Source organism: Pseudomonas sp. SWRI77 (genome assembly GCF_014269105.1).
Classification (GTDB): Bacteria; Pseudomonadota; Gammaproteobacteria; order Pseudomonadales; family Pseudomonadaceae; genus Aquipseudomonas; species Aquipseudomonas capeferrum.
Window position 1 is genome coordinate 35564 of the sequence record NZ_JABWRV010000030.1, and the last position, 16287, is coordinate 51850.

The window sequence follows — 16287 nt, forward strand, 5'->3', positions numbered from 1 at the left end:
TCAAACCATGGCCAGCGGGTTTTCCAGCAGCAAGGCCATGCCCTGGCCGCCACCGACGCAGGCCGAGACCACACCAAAACGCTGGCCACTGGCGCGCAGTTGCCGGGCCACACTGATGACCAGGCGCAGGCCGGTAGCGGCCAGCGGATGGCCCAAGGCGATAGCGCCGCCGCAGGCATTCAACCGCTCGGGGGCAATGCCCAGCGCTTGCTGCACCGCTACGATCTGCGCTCCTTGGGCTTCATTGATTTCAAAGCAGGCAATGTCGTCCAGCGCCAGGCCGGCTCGCGCCAGCAGCAAGCGGATGGCCGGTACCGGGCCCAGCCCCATCACCTCGGGCGCCACGCCCACCACGCTGCTGGCCCGCAACCAGGCCAAAGGCGTACGCCCGGCCAGCGCGTCGGCCGAACACATCAGCACCGCCGCCGCCCCATCCACCACCGCACAGCTGTTGCCCGCAGTCTGCACCCCCTGCGGGTAAAGCGCGGGCAGTTGCTGCAGACGTTCGAACGCGGTCGCACGTGGGTGGCTGTCTTCAGTGACAGCTTCAACGCCACGCGGCAGGCGAATACCGCGCGGCAGCAAGCCGGGCGCTTCGAACACTTCGCTGCAGACGCTGACGCATTCGTCGCTGAACCACCCGCGCGCCCGCGCCTCCATGGCCCGCGCAAAGCTCATGGCAGCCCAGGCGTCTACAGCCTCGCGGGGGATGCGGTATTGCCGGGCGATATTCTCGGCGGTCTGGATCATGCTGATGCCCACCGCAGGGTCGAACAATGCCTCCCACAGAAAGTCCTTGAAGCCGACCTCGCCGCCCAGCTTGAACCCGCCACGGTGGGTGTAGGCGACAATCGGGTTACGCGACATCGACTCGGCGGCCACGCACAGCACGGTGCCCGCCTCCCCCGCCTGAATCTGCTCACCGGCCTGGCGCAGCAGCTCGAAACCGGTGGCACAGATCCGTTGCACCATCAGCGCCGGCACTGCCTGGTCGACACCGCAATAAAGCCCGATATGCCTGGGCAGCATGTAGGCATCGAAGTCTGCCTGGGCCATGGAGCCGGCCAGTACGCTGTCGACTTCACCGGCATCGAGCCTGGCACGCTGCAACACCGCGCGGCCGGCCTTGATGCCCAGGTCGGTCGGCGAGACCAGGCCGAATGCGCCATTGATATCGACCCACGGCGTACGGATGCCCTCGAGCAACGCGGTCGCCGCAAACGTGCGGAACTGCCCCCGGGCCGTCATGGTGCGTCTACACGCAACGGCCCAGGCCCTGCATACAGGCTGTCGATCAGGCCGTGCCGCAATTGCAGGACCACGCGCTGGTTGAGCGAGCCCTTGTCGGTGATCTCACCACGGTCGATGGACGGTGCGTCGGCGGCCAGGCCGGCGAAGCGGATATAGCTGGCGTTGCCTGTCGCGCCCCGGTTGAGCGTGGCCAGCAGGCTGGCCAGCCAGTCACGCACGGCGGGCGATGCCAGCACCTGGGCGTCACTGGCCTGGGCGCCAAGCCCGGACAACTGCCGGCATTCCGGCAAGCGCGGGAAGATCAGCAAACCCAGGCATTCGCGGTCCGGGCCCAACACCACCACATCCAGCACATAGGGCGCACCCTGCAAGATCACCTGGGTGCGCATCGGCCCAACGCTGACGAACACCCCGGAGGACAACTTGAAGTCCTCGGCAATGCGCCCGTCGAACATCAGACCCAGCTGCGGGTTGCCGGGGTCGCACAGGCGCACCGCATCACCGCTGCGGTAGAACCCCTCTTCGTCAAACGCCTCCTGGGTCTGCTGCGATGAGCGCCAGTACCCCGGCATCACGTGGGGCCCGCGAAACCTCGCCTCGAGCTTGCCGTCCACCGGCACCAGCTTGACCTCGCACCCCGGGGCCGGCAGGCCGATGTAGCCGGCCACCGACAGCGGCCCGGTGGTGAAGGTGCACGACGGCGAAGTCTCGGTCATGCCCAGCCCCGCCATCATGCGGATGCGTTCGCCGCAGTGGGCCACGGCCACGGCGTCAAGGCGGTCCCAGATGGCCTGGGACAACCCGGCACCGGCGAAAAAGAACAGCTTCATGCGCTGGAAGAACCGCTCGCACAGGGCGCTGTCCTGCTCCAGTGCCTTGACCAGTTCCTCCCAGCCTTTGGGCACGGTCAGGTACGCCGTGGGGGAAATGTCCTTGAGGTTGTGCAGCGTCTGGGCAAAGCCCTGCGGCGTCGGCTTGCCATCGTCGATGTACAGCGTGCCGCCGTTGTACAGCACGATACCGACGTTGTGGCTGCCGCCAAAGGTGTGGTTCCACGGCAGCCAGTCGACCAGCACCGGCGGCACTTCGGCGAACTCCGGGAAGGTCTGCAACAGCATCTGCTGGTTGGCACACAGCATGCCCTGGGTGGTGACCACCGCCTTGGGCAGCTTGGTGGAGCCGGAGGTGAACAGGAACTTGGCCAGGCTGTCCGGGCGCAAGGCGGCAAAAGCCTGGTCGGCACAGGGTTGGGCGACGGTGGCCAGTACCTCGGCGAATGGCGTGCTCGCCCACCCCGCCAGCTCGTCCTGGCCCAGCACCAGGGTAATCGAGGGTTCGAACACCGCATTGATGGCCCTGCCGTAGGCGGCATCAGCCGCGAAGACCAGGCCCGGTTGCAGTGTCTGGACGATATGGCGCAGCTTGCCAAAATCCTGGGACAACAGTGAATACGCTGGCGATACCGGGCAATAGGGAATGCCGGCATACAGCGCGGCCGTGGCCAGTTGCACGTGCTCAAGGTCGTTGCCCGAGAGGATCAGCAGCGGGCGTTCGGCGCTCAGGCCTTGGCCCAGCAACCACGTGGCGATACGTCGAACACGCTGCAACATGGCGGCGTAAGTGATGTGCTGCCACTGCCCGTCGGCAGCGCGGCGTGCGACAAACGTCTGCTCGCTGCGCTGCTGCGCCCAATGCAGCAAGCGCTCCATCAGCCGTGCCGGGTAGGCGTCGAGCGTTTCCACGGGGTCCAGGTACAGCACGTCGCCCTGTTGGCGCACCTGTACCTGGGGCTGCCCGATCTTGACGGCGCGCAACGGCGCACGCTGGGCAACGGAGAGGGTTTCGCAGTCCATGAAGGCTACCTCTGCGTGAGTGCGCCAAGGGCCGAGGGGCCGCCAGGCGCATTCGCTATTGTTGTTGTGAGGTTGTGGGTCAAATCGGGTAGTGCCGCGCGCCATGCTGCACGGTAACCCAACGCAACTGGGTGAAGGCATCGATGGCCGCCGTGCTGCCGAAGCTGCCGTAACCGCTGGCCTTGACCCCGCCAAACGGCATCTGCGCTTCGTCATGCACCGTCGGGCCGTTGATATGGCAGATGCCCGACTCCAGGCGCTGGGCAAGGGCCAGGGCACGTTGGGTATCACGGCTGAAGATCGCCGCGCTGAGGCCGAACTCGGAGTCGTTGGCCAGGGCCAGCAGCGCTTCGTCGCCGCTGGCGCGCAGCACCACTGCCACCGGCCCGAACGACTCTTCGCGGTACAGCCTCATGCCCGCATTGACGTGGTCGAGCAGTACCGGCTGCATGACGCTGCCCGTACGTTCGCCGCCTGCCACCAGGGTCGCACCCTTGCCGACGGCGTCATCGACCAGCGCCTGTATGCGCTCACCGGCCCCGGCATCGATCAATGAGCCCAGCGGCGCGTCGGGTTGCGAGGGGTCTGCCGCACGCAAGCGGCGCACCTTCTCACCCAGCTTGGCCACGAACTCATCGGCCACCGCCTGGTCGACGATCAGCCGCTCGGTCGACATGCAGATCTGGCCCTGGTTGAAGTAGGCACCAAAGGCCGCCGCATCGACCGCAGCCTCCAGGTCGGCATCGGCCAGGACCAGGAACGGTGCCTTGCCACCCAGTTCGAGCACTGCAGGCTTGAGGTGACGCGCCGCCAGTTGCCCAACGATGCGCCCGACATGGGTAGACCCGGTGAAATTCACCCGCCGCACCGCCGGATGGGCGATAAGACGCTCCACCACTGCCGGTGCATCGTGCGGGGCATTGCAGATGACGTTGACCACACCGTCGCCCAAACCGGCCGCCTGCAATACCTGACCGAGCAGGCCATGCACCGCCGGGCTGGCTTCGGAGGCCTTGAGCACCACGGTATTACCGCACGCCAGTGGCATGGCAATAGCGCGTGTGGCCAGAATCACCGGGGCATTCCAGGGGGCGATACCCAGCACCACCCCACAGGGTTGGCGCAGGGCCATGGCAAAGCTGCCGGGCACGTCGGAGGGGATGACACTGCCCTGTATCTGCGTGGTCATCGACGCCGCTTCACGCAGAATATTGGCCGCCAGCATCACATTGAAACCGTACCAGTTGGCCTTGGCCCCGGTTTCCCCGGCCATGGCCAGGAATTCGTCGCGCCGGGCATCCAGCGCATCGGCTGCCTTGAGCAAGCGCGCACGGCGCTCGCCCGGCCCCAGCGCGGCCCAGGCGGGGAACGCCGCCTGCGCCGCTTCGACCGCCGCGTCGGCGTCGGCCAGGGTGGCGGCGGCCACCACCGACACCACCTCGCCGCTGACCGGATGGCGACGCTCGAACGTGCCGCCGTCGCTGGCCGTACGGGCCTTACCGCCAATTAACAAGGGCACCTCGAACATCGGGCATTCCTCTTTTCTGATTGTTCGGGAATGAAAACCGCGGCTGCTCAGCGCTTGTAGGCTTGCAGGCCTGGCTTGATGCTTTTGTCGTCGAGGAACTGCTTCAGGCCTTGCGCGCGGCCGTGCTCCGGGTCACGCAGCTGGGCCTGGTCCAGCTTGGCGTACAGGTAGTCCTCGTTCTGCTCCCAGGTCAACTCGCGGCAGCGCTTGAAGCCGTTTTTGGCGGCACGCAGCACAACCGGGTTCTTGTCGAGAAGGTCCTGGGCGAGCAGCACCACTTCATCGCGCAACTGCGCCAACGGCACGCTCTTGTTGACCAGCCCCATCTGCGCGGCTTTCTGCCCGTCGAAGGTCTTGCCGGTCATGATGTAGTACAGCGATTCACGGTGGCCCACGGTGTCGGCCATGGCCTTGCTGACCAGGTTGCCCGGTGGAATACCCCAGTTGATTTCAGACAGGCCGAAGGTGGCCTCGTCGGCGCAGATGGCCAGGTCGCAAGCGACCAGCGGGCTGAAACCACCGCCGAAGCACCAGCCGTTGACCATGGCGATGGTGGGTTTGCTGTAGAAGCGCAGCAGCTTCCACTGCCATTCCGAGGCATCGCGGCGGATGCGCTCCTGAAGGATCTCGGGGCCTGCGTCCACCTCGCGGAAGTACTCCTTGAGGTCCATGCCGGCGGTCCAGGCGCTGCCCTCACCGGTCAACACCAGCACGCGTGCGTCGGCGTCCTGCTCGACGGTTTCCAGTACATCGCGCATTTCACGGTTGAGCGTTGGGCTCATGGCGTTGCGCTTTTCAGGACGGTTGAAGCTGACCCAGGCGATGCCTTGCTCGACGGTGACTTTCACGGTCTGCCAGCGGTTTTCGTATTGGCCCATCACACACCTCTTGTACTGATTGTTCGTTGTGGTTGGCCGAACATTAGCTCGGCCATATAGTTAGGTCAATTAACCATTAATAAAATTATCTATTTTACTTCGAATGCGTCGTAGACCACGGCGTTGCCCAGGCGCATGGCGCTGCCCACGCCCACCGTGCGGTTCAGCCAGGCGTATTGCGGGGCCGAGGTTTCAAAGCGCAGCGTGATGCGGAACTGGTACAGGCTGGGGTCGACGTCCTCGCCGGCGGCGACTTTCTTCATTACCTCGGGCGGGCCGAAGCGGTAGCCCTCGGTGCGCAGGTAGATCAACGCACCGTCATCGGTCTGCAGCAGGTAACGGGTGTCGATAATGGCCACCCCCTCTGGGGTGACCACTTGCCAGTCCGCGCCGTTGTTGAGGATGGTGCCCTTGAGCCGAGCGCCCTCGAAATGCCCACCCGTGATGGGGATGATGCGCCGCTTGCCCTGCCCGCTGGTGCTGCCCAGCTCCCAGATGGGTGCCACCAGGTCGACACTGAAGCGCGCCAGTGGCTCAAGCTTGAGCGGCGGCGGTTCATAGCTGGCCGCCTGGGCCAGTGCGGCGCAACCGCTCAACAGCATGACGGCAAGTGCTTTACCCAGGCTCATGGCGCAACACCTCCCGAGGCTGCAGCTTCGGCCTGCGCTGCACCGCGCCCCAGCAGTGCCATCGCCGCCACGGCAGCCACCACCAGCCCCGGTGAGGCCGCCAGCAACAAACCGCCTACGCCTGCGCCGGCAGCGAGGATCTGCCCGGCCGCCAACGGCCCGGCCATCGACCCCAACCGGCCCACGGCCACCGACGCGCCCACCCCCGTGGCGCGCACGTGTGTCGGGTACAGCGTGGGGGCCAGCGCATACAGCACCAACTGGCCGCCGATGGCGCAATAGCCTGCGGTAAAGCCCGCCAGCAAGAGCAAGCCGAAGCTCGTTGACAGGCCCAGGCCTGCCAACGAGGCGAGCATGCCGGCATAGGCGATGCACACCGCACGCCCCGCATGGCCACGGTCCATCATGCGCCCGGTGAGGAATGACCCCGCCGCGCCGCCCAGGTTGAACAGGATCTGCACCGCGCCGGCCTGCGGCCGCGTATAGCCCTGGCCAATCAACAGCGAAGGCAGCCAGTTGAGCAGCATGTACAGCACGGTCAAGGTAAAGAAGCACGCCAGCCACAGCAGCAGCGTGCGGCTCGCCCGGCCTGGGCCGAACAGTTGCGCTGCCAGCCCGTTCTGCGTGCCCGTGGTCGCGGCCTGGGCACGAAACGCCTGGGATTCAGGCAGCCAGGCCATCAGCACGAAGGCAATCGCGATCGGTGCGAAACCGCCGACATAGAACACCAGGCGCCAGCCCTCACCCAAGCCTGCCATGCCAATCACAGACGCGATGGCGCCGCCTAGGGGGACACCACAGTAAGTCAGGCTGACGGCCGTGCTGCGCAAGCGTTCGTGGGCCGCTTCACTGGCCATGGCGATGAGGATCGGCAATGCCGCCCCCAGCCCCAGCCCGGTCATCAGCCGGGCAACCAGCAGCGAGGCATAGTCCCAGGCATGTGCGGTGCCCAGGGAGAACAGCCCGAACAGCAATACGGCCATGATCAGGATGCGTTTGCGGCCCAGGCGGTCGGCCAGCCAGCCGCCAACGAAGGCGCCAGGCAACAGGCCGAGCAAGCCGGCACTGAACACCCACCCCAGCATCGCCGGGGTCAAGGCGAATTCCTTGGCCATGTGCGGCGCCGCAATACCGGTGGCTTGCAGGTCGAGCCCTTCGAGCAGGGCGACGAGAAAGCACAAACCGATAGTCAGTACCGGTCGGTGCGAATGTGCGATTGAACCACTCATGTGCAGCCCTCTTGTTGTTATGCGTAAGGTAATCAGAGCCTGAAGGTGGCGCGCATGGACACGAACGAGGCGTCGTCGCCCCCGGCATCGCGAATGGCAGCGCCTATGTCGTAGTACTTCAGGTCCAGGTCGAGCGTCAGGTTAGGCGTTGGCAACCATCGGGTGTTGACCCGGTAGATGGTGCCCACGTGTCGGCCAGTGCCGCGGGTGTTGGCAAGTACGCTCATGCCAGGCATGTATACCCCGTCGCTGGTGTTCTGTTTCCACACTTCGAACACGCCGGGCTCGAAGCGCAGGTTGCGCCAAGGTGAAAAACCGAAGGTCGGGCCAATGACGATGACGTTGCTCAAGGTGGTCAGGCTGGCCTCGCCGTAGACGCCATTGCGCGGGTACAACGGGTCGAAGGTACCGACCTTGCCATCGCCCACCTCGCTGTCACCACTGGCGGCGTCCAGGCGCATGGCCAGGCGCGGGTTCCACGGATGGCTGAAGGTGTACCCGGTGTCGCTGGACACCGCCCAGGCCCGAATGTCGGCGTTGCCCAGGTGCCCGCGCTGGGCCGCCAGGTCCCAGCTCCAGTCGATGGCCTGGTAACGGCCGAACACGCGGGTGCCGAAGGTGTAGCGTTTTTCGTCACCGGTTTCCCCCGCCAGGGTGCGGTCGTCGGTTTCCAGGCCGAAGGCGAACAGGTCGATGTTCCACGCCTGGGTCAGCGGCTGCGTGCCATACAGGCCATAGAACTTGACTGCATTGTTGCTGCCGTCATCCCAGCTGTCCTCGCCGGTTTCCACGGGCCGCACGGCAAAGGCATCGAGCTTGCGCCCGTCCTTGAGGTTGAGGCTGGCGCGCAGCCCATCGAAAGTCTGGCGGATGTTGGGCGAATCGCGGTAGGTCACGAACACCTGGTTGCCATAGGCCATTTCCTGGCGGCCGAGGCGTGTGGTGTAGCGCCCACCGGTAAAGTCATGGTTCAGGTCGATAAAGGCCTGGCGCACTTCATTGCGGCTTTCGTCATTGGGCGAGTACAGGTCCTTGCCGAAGGCGCGGGTATTCTCGACCTGCACGAAGGCGCGCAGCGCATCGTCGAACAGGTGCAGGTCGGCGTGCGCCTGCAGGCGTTGCATCAGGTAGGAATCGTCCTTGATGCCGCGCAAGCCGAAGAACGGTTTGTCCATTGCATCGGCGCGGTAGCGCGCCTCTGCGCCCAATTGCAGCCAAGCGCTGTCGGACAAGCGATGGTAGCGCAGGCCATCGAACGGATCGGTGGCTTTGCCCGGTGCATCCAGAAAGCGGTAGTCCTCGACCCAGCGCGGCGCGCCGGGACGCCCCGGCCGACTGTCCTCCAAGGGGCTGGCAGCCTGTGAAAGCGGAGCGATTGATAACAGCGCCAGGGACAGACATGCCCCCGTCAACGGCTTGGTCATCAGAATATCCTTTCTTGTTGTTGTGAAAATGGATAACTCTGTTAACGATTATTTTGATTAACGATGATGCCGTCAATAGGCGCCAGCGCATATCACCGCTGCGGCTGTGCGATCAGTGTTCGCTGATCGAACACTTTTGAAACCCCCGATTCAGGGCCGTTGCCTGGCAAAGCCCGTAAAGAAGCGTTTCAGCCACGGGCGCCTGCGGTTTGCATTCCTTGACAAGATCATTAAATAAAAAAATCATGTGGCGCATTCCACCCACAATAATAAAGAGAACCCCATGACACCCTCGAAGCCCTTGCTTGCTTTCGGCCTGCTTCTGCTCGGCGCGAGCCAAGCGTTCGCCGCGCCAACCGTTAAACAACCCAACATTCTGCTGGTGGTCGCCGATGACCTGGGGTTTTCCGACCTGTCTGCGTTGGGCAGTGAAATCGCTACCCCCCACCTGGACAAGCTGCTGGCGGACGGGCGCCTGATGCTGGACTTTCACGCCGCACCCAGCTGCTCCCCCACCCGCGCCATGCTGATGTCCGGCAACGACCCGCACCTCTCCGGAGTTGGCATGATGGCCGAGTCGCGCGGGCGCCTGCCGGCGGGCAGCGAAGTGCAACCGGGGTATGAAGGTGTGCTGGGGGCCAACGTGGCCACGCTCGCCGAGTTGTTGCGCGATGCCGGCTACCGCACCTACATCGCCGGCAAATGGCACCTGGGCATGACCCCGGCGCAGCAGCCGCACAACCGCGGTTTCGACCAGGCTTATGTACTGCTCGAAGGGGGCGCGGCGCACTTCAAGCAAACCAACATGGGCCTGCTGCCCAACTACAGCTGGACCTTCCGCCACAACGGCGAGCCGGTGGAGCTGCCTAACGATTTCTACTCGACCCGCTGGTTCACCGACCGCCTGATCGACGCCATCGACCAGGGCAAGGCCAGCCACAAGCCGTTCTTCGCCTTTGCCGCCTATACCGCACCGCACTGGCCGCTGCAGGCACCCGACGCGTACCTGGCGCAATACCGCGGCCGCTATGACCAAGGCTATGAGCAGATTGCCCGCGAACGGCTTGAGCGCCAGCGCAAGGCGGGGTTGGTGCCCGCCGACTTCCCGCTGGAGCCGCAACTGGAAGGCGTGCCGGCCTGGGCGTCGCTGAGCCCTGAGCAACAGCAGCAGTCAGCCCGCACCATGGAGGTTTACGCAGCCATGGTAGCGGCGCTGGACGCCGAGGTCGGACGCTTGGTGGAGCATCTGCGGGCCACGGGCGAACTCGACAACACCCTGGTGTTGTTCATGTCCGACAATGGCCCGGAAAATGCCAACCGTGTAGACCCGGCGTGGATCAAAAGCAACTTCGACAACCGCCTGGAAAACTACGGTCGGCCCGATTCTTTCCTGATGATCGGCTCGGCCTGGGCCCAGGTCAGCGCCCTGCCCAGCCGCCGCTACAAGATGACCACCTACCAGGGCGGCATTCGCGTACCGGCCTTCGTCCACTACCCGGCGACGATAAAACCCGGGCGCAGCGAAGCGCTCGCCAGCGTCCGCGACATCATGCCTACCTTGCTGCAGCTGGCCGGTGCGTCCTTGCCAGGCATCAAGTACCGCGACCGCGATATCGTGCCACCCCAAGGCACATCAGCTTTGGCTTACCTCGAAGGCAAGGACACCCAGATCCACCCCCGCGACGAGGCCCAGGGCTGGGAAATCAACGGGAATGCCTCCTTGCGCAAGGGCGACCTCAAGCTGTTGTTCGATACCACCGACGCAGCGCCGGCCTGGCGTTTGTTCGATTTGAGCAAGGACCCAGGCGAACGCCATGACCTGGCCCCGCAACAGCCCATGCAAGTGGCCGAACTGCTGCGCGACTGGAAAAGCTACGCCCAGCGCAACAACATCGTGACCACGGCCGAGGGGCGGCCTGTTTCCCCCGCGTTGGTCCGCACGCCATGACCCCCCGGAGGCTCGGGGGTGTGGTACTCGCCCTCGGCGTGCTTGCCGCCGCGTATGCCGCCTGGCCGGTGCCCCCTGCACCGGCGCTGCTATGCAGCAGTTACAGCGGCGTGCCAGAGCCCCACCAGGGGCCTTGGCGAGACGGTATGGTCCGCGTTGCCGGGGGCACGTTCAGCTTCGGCTCAGACCGCTTCTACAGCGAAGAAGGCCCGCCGCACCGGGCCAAGGTCTCGGCCTTCTGGGTCGACGTGCACCCGGTCACCAATGCCCAGTTCGCCCGCTTCGTACAGGCCACCGGCTACGTGACCCAGGCCGAACAGGGCATCGACGCCCAGGCCGCCCCCGACCTGCCAGACCCGCTGCGGGTGCCAGGCGCAATGGTGTTCAAGCAAGGCGCGCAGGTGTTGCGGCCCGGCTGGCAATTCGTTGCCGGGGCGAACTGGCGCCACCCCCTGGGGCCCGGCAGCCACTGGCACGAGCGGGCCAACCACCCGGTGGTGCAGGTGACCCTGCGCGATGCCCAAGCCTACGCCCGCTGGGCCGGGCGCACACTGCCCAGCGAGGCGCAGCTGGAATACGCGATGCGCGGCGGCCTGCAGGATGTGGACTTCAGTTGGGGCACGGCTGAGCGGCCCAACGGCAACCCCATGGCCAATACCTGGCAGGGCCAGTTCCCGTATCACAATCAAGCGCTCGACGGTTTCACCGGCACCTCCCCGGTGGGCTGCTTCGTGGCCAATGGCTTTGGCCTGTTCGACGCGGGCGGCAACGTCTGGGAGCTGACGCGCAGCGGCTATCGCCCCGGGCATGATGAGGCACGCGACGCCGCCCTCGACCCCACGGGCCCGGCGCTGGGCGACAGCTACGACCCCGTACAACCCGGTACGCCGGTGGTGGTGATCAAGGGGGGGTCACACCTGTGCTCGGCAGATGCCTGCATGCGCTACCGGCCTTCGGCACGGCAGCCGCAGACGGTGTACCTGGCAACGTCTCATGTGGGGTTTCGGACGGTGCGGGCAGCTGCGGCCGACTGAGGCTGCCCAGCTCGCTTGCCGCCTGTGCCAGCCGCTGGGTGGCACGGCGGATCTCGTCCACATCGAGCGAGGCAAAGCCCAGGCGCAAGGCATTTTCGCGGTGGCCGAACGGTGAAAACTGGCCGCCGCCGCGCAGCACCAGGTCCAACTGCAACGCTTTGGCCGCCAACTGGTCGACATCGATCGCATCGTCGAACGTCACCCACAGTGCCAACCCGCCTTCCGGTGCCTGCACCGCTATCTGCTCGCCAAAGGCATCGCGCAGGCAATTCAACAAGGTCTCCCGACGCCGACGGTACTCGCTGGACACCCGCCGCAGGTGCTTTTTCAGCTCGCCGTCATTGATCAGGTCCGCCAGCATCCGTTGCATGACCGCATCCCCCTGCCCCAAGGTCAGCACCGCGGTACGCTCAAGCACCTCGATCACATTCGGCGGCGCCACGATAAAGCTGCAACGAAAGGTGCTGCCCAACGACTTGGACAGCGAACCGATGTAGATCACATGGCGCTGCGAAGGGTCGCTGGCCAGCGGCAAGTAGGGGCGCCCGGCAAAGTGATACTCGTGGTCGTAGTCTTCTTCGATCACGCAAAAATCATGCAGCCTGGCCAGCTCCAGCAATTGCTGCCTGCGTGCGGCATGCAGGCTGACTGTGGTCGGGAACTGGTGATGCGGGGTGAGGTACATCATGCGAACGTCGTGTGCCCGGCACAACGCGTCGACCTGATCGACCCGGCAACCCTCCTCGTCCAGGTCGACGGTAACCAGCCGCGCCCCCAGCTGGCGGAAGATCTCCCACGCCGGCGGGTAGCTCAGGCGCTCGACCAGTACCACATCACCCGGCTTGAGCAATGCGCTGGCCGTCAGGTACAGCGACATCTGCACGCCTTGGGTCAGGCAGATGTGTTCTGCCCCCACGTTCAGGCTGCGGTTATGGCGCAGCATGTCGGCCAATGCGCTGCGCAGGTATTGGCTGCTGCCCTCGCAGCCATGGCGCACGGTGTTGGTGGTGAAACTGGTGCGCAAGGCCTTGCGGTAATAGCGATGCAACACAGCCTGGGGCAGCAGGCGATGGTCACAGGCGCCGTTATCGAAAAACAGCGCGCCCGGCCGATGGTGCAGCGTCGTCACCTGCTCGCTGTGGGTGAAATACGCCACCGCAGGCGCGTCGTTCAGCGCCAGGGCGAAGGTCGGCGGCGCGCCGCGCGCAGGCAGCGTGCCCGCCGCGAGCCGGGTACTGACGAAGGTGCCCCGGCGCTGCACGCTCTCCAGCCAGCCTTTGGTGACCGCCTCTTCGTAGGCGAGGATCACCGTCTTGCGATTGACGTCGAGCAGTTGCGCCATCTCCCGCGTGCCGGGCAACAGTGTGCCGGGGCGCAGGCGGCCCTCGACGATGGCGGTCACCAGGCCTTCGACGATCTTGCGGTACGAGGCCTGCGGCTGAGCCCCATCGAGCTTGAGCAGCGGCCGCCATTTGCGAAGCTGGACCATGTGAATTATCCAGAACTGGAGGTTCTTGTGGTCCTAGTCTAAACGCAACAATCAGGCCTCTCCAGCCCACCCTTGCGCCCTGAGGTCTGTATGCACGATCGCCATGTCATTGAACTCTCGCCCTCGGGCAAGCGCTTCGAAGCCGCCGAAGGCTTGCTGCTCGATGCAATGCTCGCCAGCGGCCTGTCCGTGCCCTTCTCGTGCCGCCGCGGCGCCTGTGGGTCGTGCAAGGTCAAGGTGGTGGCGGGCCAGTATCGGGCCAAACAATGCAGCGACGACACGCCCCCGCCCTGCTACCCCCTCGCCGCCAACGAGATGCTGCTGTGCCAGAGCCATGCCTGCAGCGACATGCGCCTGGAAATCCCCGGCTGGTCAGTGGACACGCCGACCCTGCAGATCAGCGCCCATGTGCTGAGCAAACGCGCCCTGAGCGTGGACATCACCGAACTGGTGCTGCAACCCACGCAGCCCCTCGAGGTACGCGCCGGCCAGTACCTGAGGTTTTGCCTGGCCAACGGCGACAGCCGCTGTTTCTCCATCGCCAACCTGCCAGCGCAGGACCAAGGGCGGTTGGTGTTTCATATTCGCACCCTCAGCGGCGGGCTGTTCACCGCAGGCACCCTGCCGTCCCTGCAGGTGGGCGACGCGCTGCAGCTCGAAGGGCCCGTGGGCGCCTGCACCTGGCAACACGAAGGTGAACGCCCCGTGGTGTTGTTCGCCACCGGCACCGGCTATGCCGGCATCAAGCCGTTGTTGCTGACGGCCCTGTCTGGCACTGCCCAGGTCACGTTGTATTGGGGCGGTTCAGCGCAGGCCGACTTCTATGACAGCGCGTTTCTCGACCAGGCCAGCCAGGCCCATCCACGGTTTCGCTGGCACCGGGTGCTGTCGGCACAAGCCCGCGTGCAACAGGTTGCGCTGACGCATGCTCACCCGTGGGCCGACACCCAGGTCTATGCCTGCGGCAACCCTGCGATGATCAGCCAGGCCCGCGCACTATGCCTTGCAGCGGGCGTGCAGGCACACCGTTTTGTCGCCGAGGCGTTTGTGCCCAGCGGCGCATCGGTGCCGGCGACCGCGATGCTCGACACGCTGGACCCGGTACTGGAAAAAGTCGGCCCGCGCTACTCGCTGGACGGCATGCTCGCCGCCCGCGAGCAGTCGGTACGGGCCCTGGCGGCCATCGCCAGCCAGCTGAAAGTCGGCATGACCACCGCCGAGGCGTTGCACATGGCAGGCCAGACGTTGCAGGCAATGGGCGCGTCGCACACCTGGCACCCGACTTATATTCGCTTTGGCGACGACACCATCCGCACACCGCGCCAGGGCATCGACCTGCAGCGTCGGCTGCGTGCCACCGACATCGCCGTGGTCGACCTCGGCCCGGTGTGGGATGGTTATGAAGGCGACTATGGCGACACCTTCGTGTTCGGCGAGCACCCGCTTTATCAGGCCTGCGTCACCGCCCTGCACGAGGTGTTCGAAGAGACGCGCCAAGCCTGGTGCGACGGGCTGACCGGCCGTGAACTGTACGACGTCGCCGAGCGCAGCGCCCTGGTCAAAGGCTGGCAGCTGGAGCGCAACCTGGCCGGGCACCGCATCGCCGACTTCCCCCATGCGCTGTTCGGCCAGGACAAACTGGCCGATCTGGACATCGTACCGAGCGAGATGGTCTGGGTACTGGAGATTCAGCTGTGCCACCCCACGGAGCCGGTCGGGGCGTTTTTCGAAGACATTCTGGTTGGGCAAGCCAGGCCGGCCAAACATGTGGTGCTTCAGAAACACCAATGAAACGCCTGGAGATTCTATTCGGGGCCACCAGGTGCCTGGCTTGGCATTTTCAGCGCCTATCAGATCGAGCGCCGCCCGCGCGGCGCATCGCGACGCAAGGCCGCTCCTACATTTGTTTCGGGCCAGTCATGTCTGTGCCAGCGCGCGCGAGCCCTTGTTTGTACGGCGCGAAATCGAGGCGGGCGCCAAGGGGCCGCGCGCCAATGCTTCAGGCGTAACTGGCCCGAAACAAATGTAGGAGCGGCCTTGCGTCGCGATGCGCCGCGCGGGCGGCGCTCGATATCTGCCCCACCTCCAAACCCAAGACAGGCACCTAGCCGCCATCACTCCATCTCCCGACAAGCACATTTGATCGTGCTGCCAGGGCGCCCTACCCCTGGGCCGAGAACAACGCGAACAGCTGGCTGCGAAAATGGATGCCTAGCCGGTCGAACGCCCGGTTACGGTAAGTCTTCACGGTACTTTCCTTGATGCCCAGGTCGGCGGCGATGCCAGCGTGGGTCATGCCCTGTAGCAGGCGGGCACAGATGTTCAACTCTTGCGTGGTGAGCTCGGGGCAGCGCTGCAGCAACTGCTGCTGAGGGTTCTTGACCGGGTTCAGGCTGTTCAGCGCCAGGTGCCCGCGCAACAGCTGCAGCAGCGCCGGGCTGAGCGCTTCGCACATCTGCAATTCCTGGTCGTTGAAAAAACCCTGATCGTGGTGCCGGTAGAGGTTGAACTGCACCGGGCGCGCCTGTTCGTCCAGGTACACGCTGGACAACCGTTCGATCATGCCATTGCGCTGGTAGATCGCCTCGCGGTATGGCCCATGGCGGATGTCCTGGGCCAGCAGGTGGCCGACCTGCCCGGGGGCCTCCTTCAACGGCTCGAACAAGGGGTCATAACGATGGTAGTGCTCGATGTACGCCTGGCCGCAGCGCAGCACCAGGCTGGCGTCAGGGTGGCGGGTGCCGGCCGCCAGCAGTTGCGGCCGCGCCCCGTCCATGCGCAACACGGAAAAATGCTCGCAGGCCGCCCACTGGCCCAGGCAGTCCAGCAACGCAGCGGGAAAGCCAGGCGTGCCCAACGTGCGGGTCAGGTCGCTGAAAGCGCGAATTTGCGCGGGCAAGGTCGATGCCTGTGGGGTGCTGAGACGAATCATGGCGGCACTCGGCTATTTATTGTTATTGGCTCGGGCAAACAGCGCCCGATAAATAGTTAACCTATTAACTATCAGTCTGCCGCCAATCCTCG

General features: G+C 65.2%; 11 protein-coding genes and 1 pseudogene. 3 read left to right on the forward strand and 9 right to left on the reverse strand.

Going from position 1 to position 16287, the window contains the following annotated elements:
* From HU766_RS23065 to HU766_RS23095, 7 genes are all read right to left on the reverse strand, one after another.
* Nucleotides 1-1248: a thiolase family protein gene (locus HU766_RS23065; protein ID WP_186660931.1), complete on the reverse strand. Its 1248-nt coding sequence runs from the start codon at nucleotides 1246-1248 to the stop codon at nucleotides 1-3.
* Nucleotides 1245-3104 carry a feruloyl-CoA synthase gene (locus HU766_RS23070; RefSeq protein ID WP_186660933.1) on the reverse strand — a complete coding sequence of 620 codons (1860 nt, stop codon included), beginning with the start codon at nucleotides 3102-3104 and terminating at the stop codon, nucleotides 1245-1247. The genes HU766_RS23065 and HU766_RS23070 overlap by 4 nt, the downstream gene beginning before the upstream one ends.
* A gap of 79 nt (nucleotides 3105-3183) precedes the next feature.
* Nucleotides 3184-4632 carry an aldehyde dehydrogenase gene (locus HU766_RS23075; RefSeq protein ID WP_186660935.1) on the reverse strand — a complete coding sequence of 483 codons (1449 nt, stop codon included), beginning with the start codon at nucleotides 4630-4632 and terminating at the stop codon, nucleotides 3184-3186.
* Between the two features lie 47 nt (nucleotides 4633-4679).
* Nucleotides 4680-5510, reverse strand: a complete 831-nt coding sequence (locus HU766_RS23080; protein WP_186660939.1) for a p-hydroxycinnamoyl CoA hydratase/lyase — start codon at nucleotides 5508-5510, stop codon at nucleotides 4680-4682.
* Nucleotides 5511-5599: 89 nt separating this feature from the next.
* Nucleotides 5600-6139 (reverse strand): DUF3237 domain-containing protein, encoded by a 540-nt coding sequence (locus tag HU766_RS23085; RefSeq protein ID WP_033698580.1) that lies wholly within the window; start codon nucleotides 6137-6139, stop codon nucleotides 5600-5602.
* A complete protein-coding gene (mhpT, locus tag HU766_RS23090) occupies nucleotides 6136-7368 on the reverse strand; it encodes a 3-(3-hydroxy-phenyl)propionate transporter MhpT (RefSeq protein ID WP_033698581.1) in 1233 nt (410 codons plus the stop codon). The genes HU766_RS23085 and mhpT overlap by 4 nt, the downstream gene beginning before the upstream one ends.
* 32 nt (nucleotides 7369-7400) lie before the next feature.
* Complete coding sequence (locus HU766_RS23095) at nucleotides 7401-8792, reverse strand: alginate export family protein (RefSeq protein ID WP_186660942.1); 1392 nt, start codon at nucleotides 8790-8792, stop codon at nucleotides 7401-7403.
* Between the two features lie 283 nt (nucleotides 8793-9075).
* Here HU766_RS23095 and HU766_RS23100 point away from each other — a divergent pair, with 283 nt between their 5' ends.
* Together HU766_RS23100 and HU766_RS26315 are read left to right on the forward strand one after the other, a co-directional pair.
* Nucleotides 9076-10740, forward strand: coding sequence for an arylsulfatase (locus HU766_RS23100; RefSeq protein WP_186660947.1), 1665 nt, complete (start codon nucleotides 9076-9078; stop codon nucleotides 10738-10740).
* Between the two features lie 20 nt (nucleotides 10741-10760).
* Nucleotides 10761-11774 carry a formylglycine-generating enzyme family protein gene (locus tag HU766_RS26315; protein ID WP_346656724.1) on the forward strand — a complete coding sequence of 338 codons (1014 nt, stop codon included), beginning with the start codon at nucleotides 10761-10763 and terminating at the stop codon, nucleotides 11772-11774.
* 4 nt (nucleotides 11775-11778) lie between these two features.
* Here the strand turns inward: HU766_RS26315 and HU766_RS23110 are convergent.
* Nucleotides 11779-13263, reverse strand: a pseudogene (locus HU766_RS23110) (PLP-dependent aminotransferase family protein); the annotation flags it as partial.
* Between the two features lie 90 nt (nucleotides 13264-13353).
* Here HU766_RS23110 and HU766_RS23115 point away from each other — a divergent pair.
* Nucleotides 13354-15054, forward strand: coding sequence for a M24 family metallopeptidase (locus tag HU766_RS23115; protein WP_186660953.1), 1701 nt, complete (start codon nucleotides 13354-13356; stop codon nucleotides 15052-15054).
* Between the two features lie 370 nt (nucleotides 15055-15424).
* Here the strand turns inward: HU766_RS23115 and HU766_RS23120 are convergent, their stop codons facing one another.
* Nucleotides 15425-16195 (reverse strand): helix-turn-helix transcriptional regulator, encoded by a 771-nt coding sequence (locus HU766_RS23120; RefSeq protein WP_050506076.1) that lies wholly within the window; start codon nucleotides 16193-16195, stop codon nucleotides 15425-15427.
* Between the last annotated feature and the right edge of the window lie 92 nt (nucleotides 16196-16287).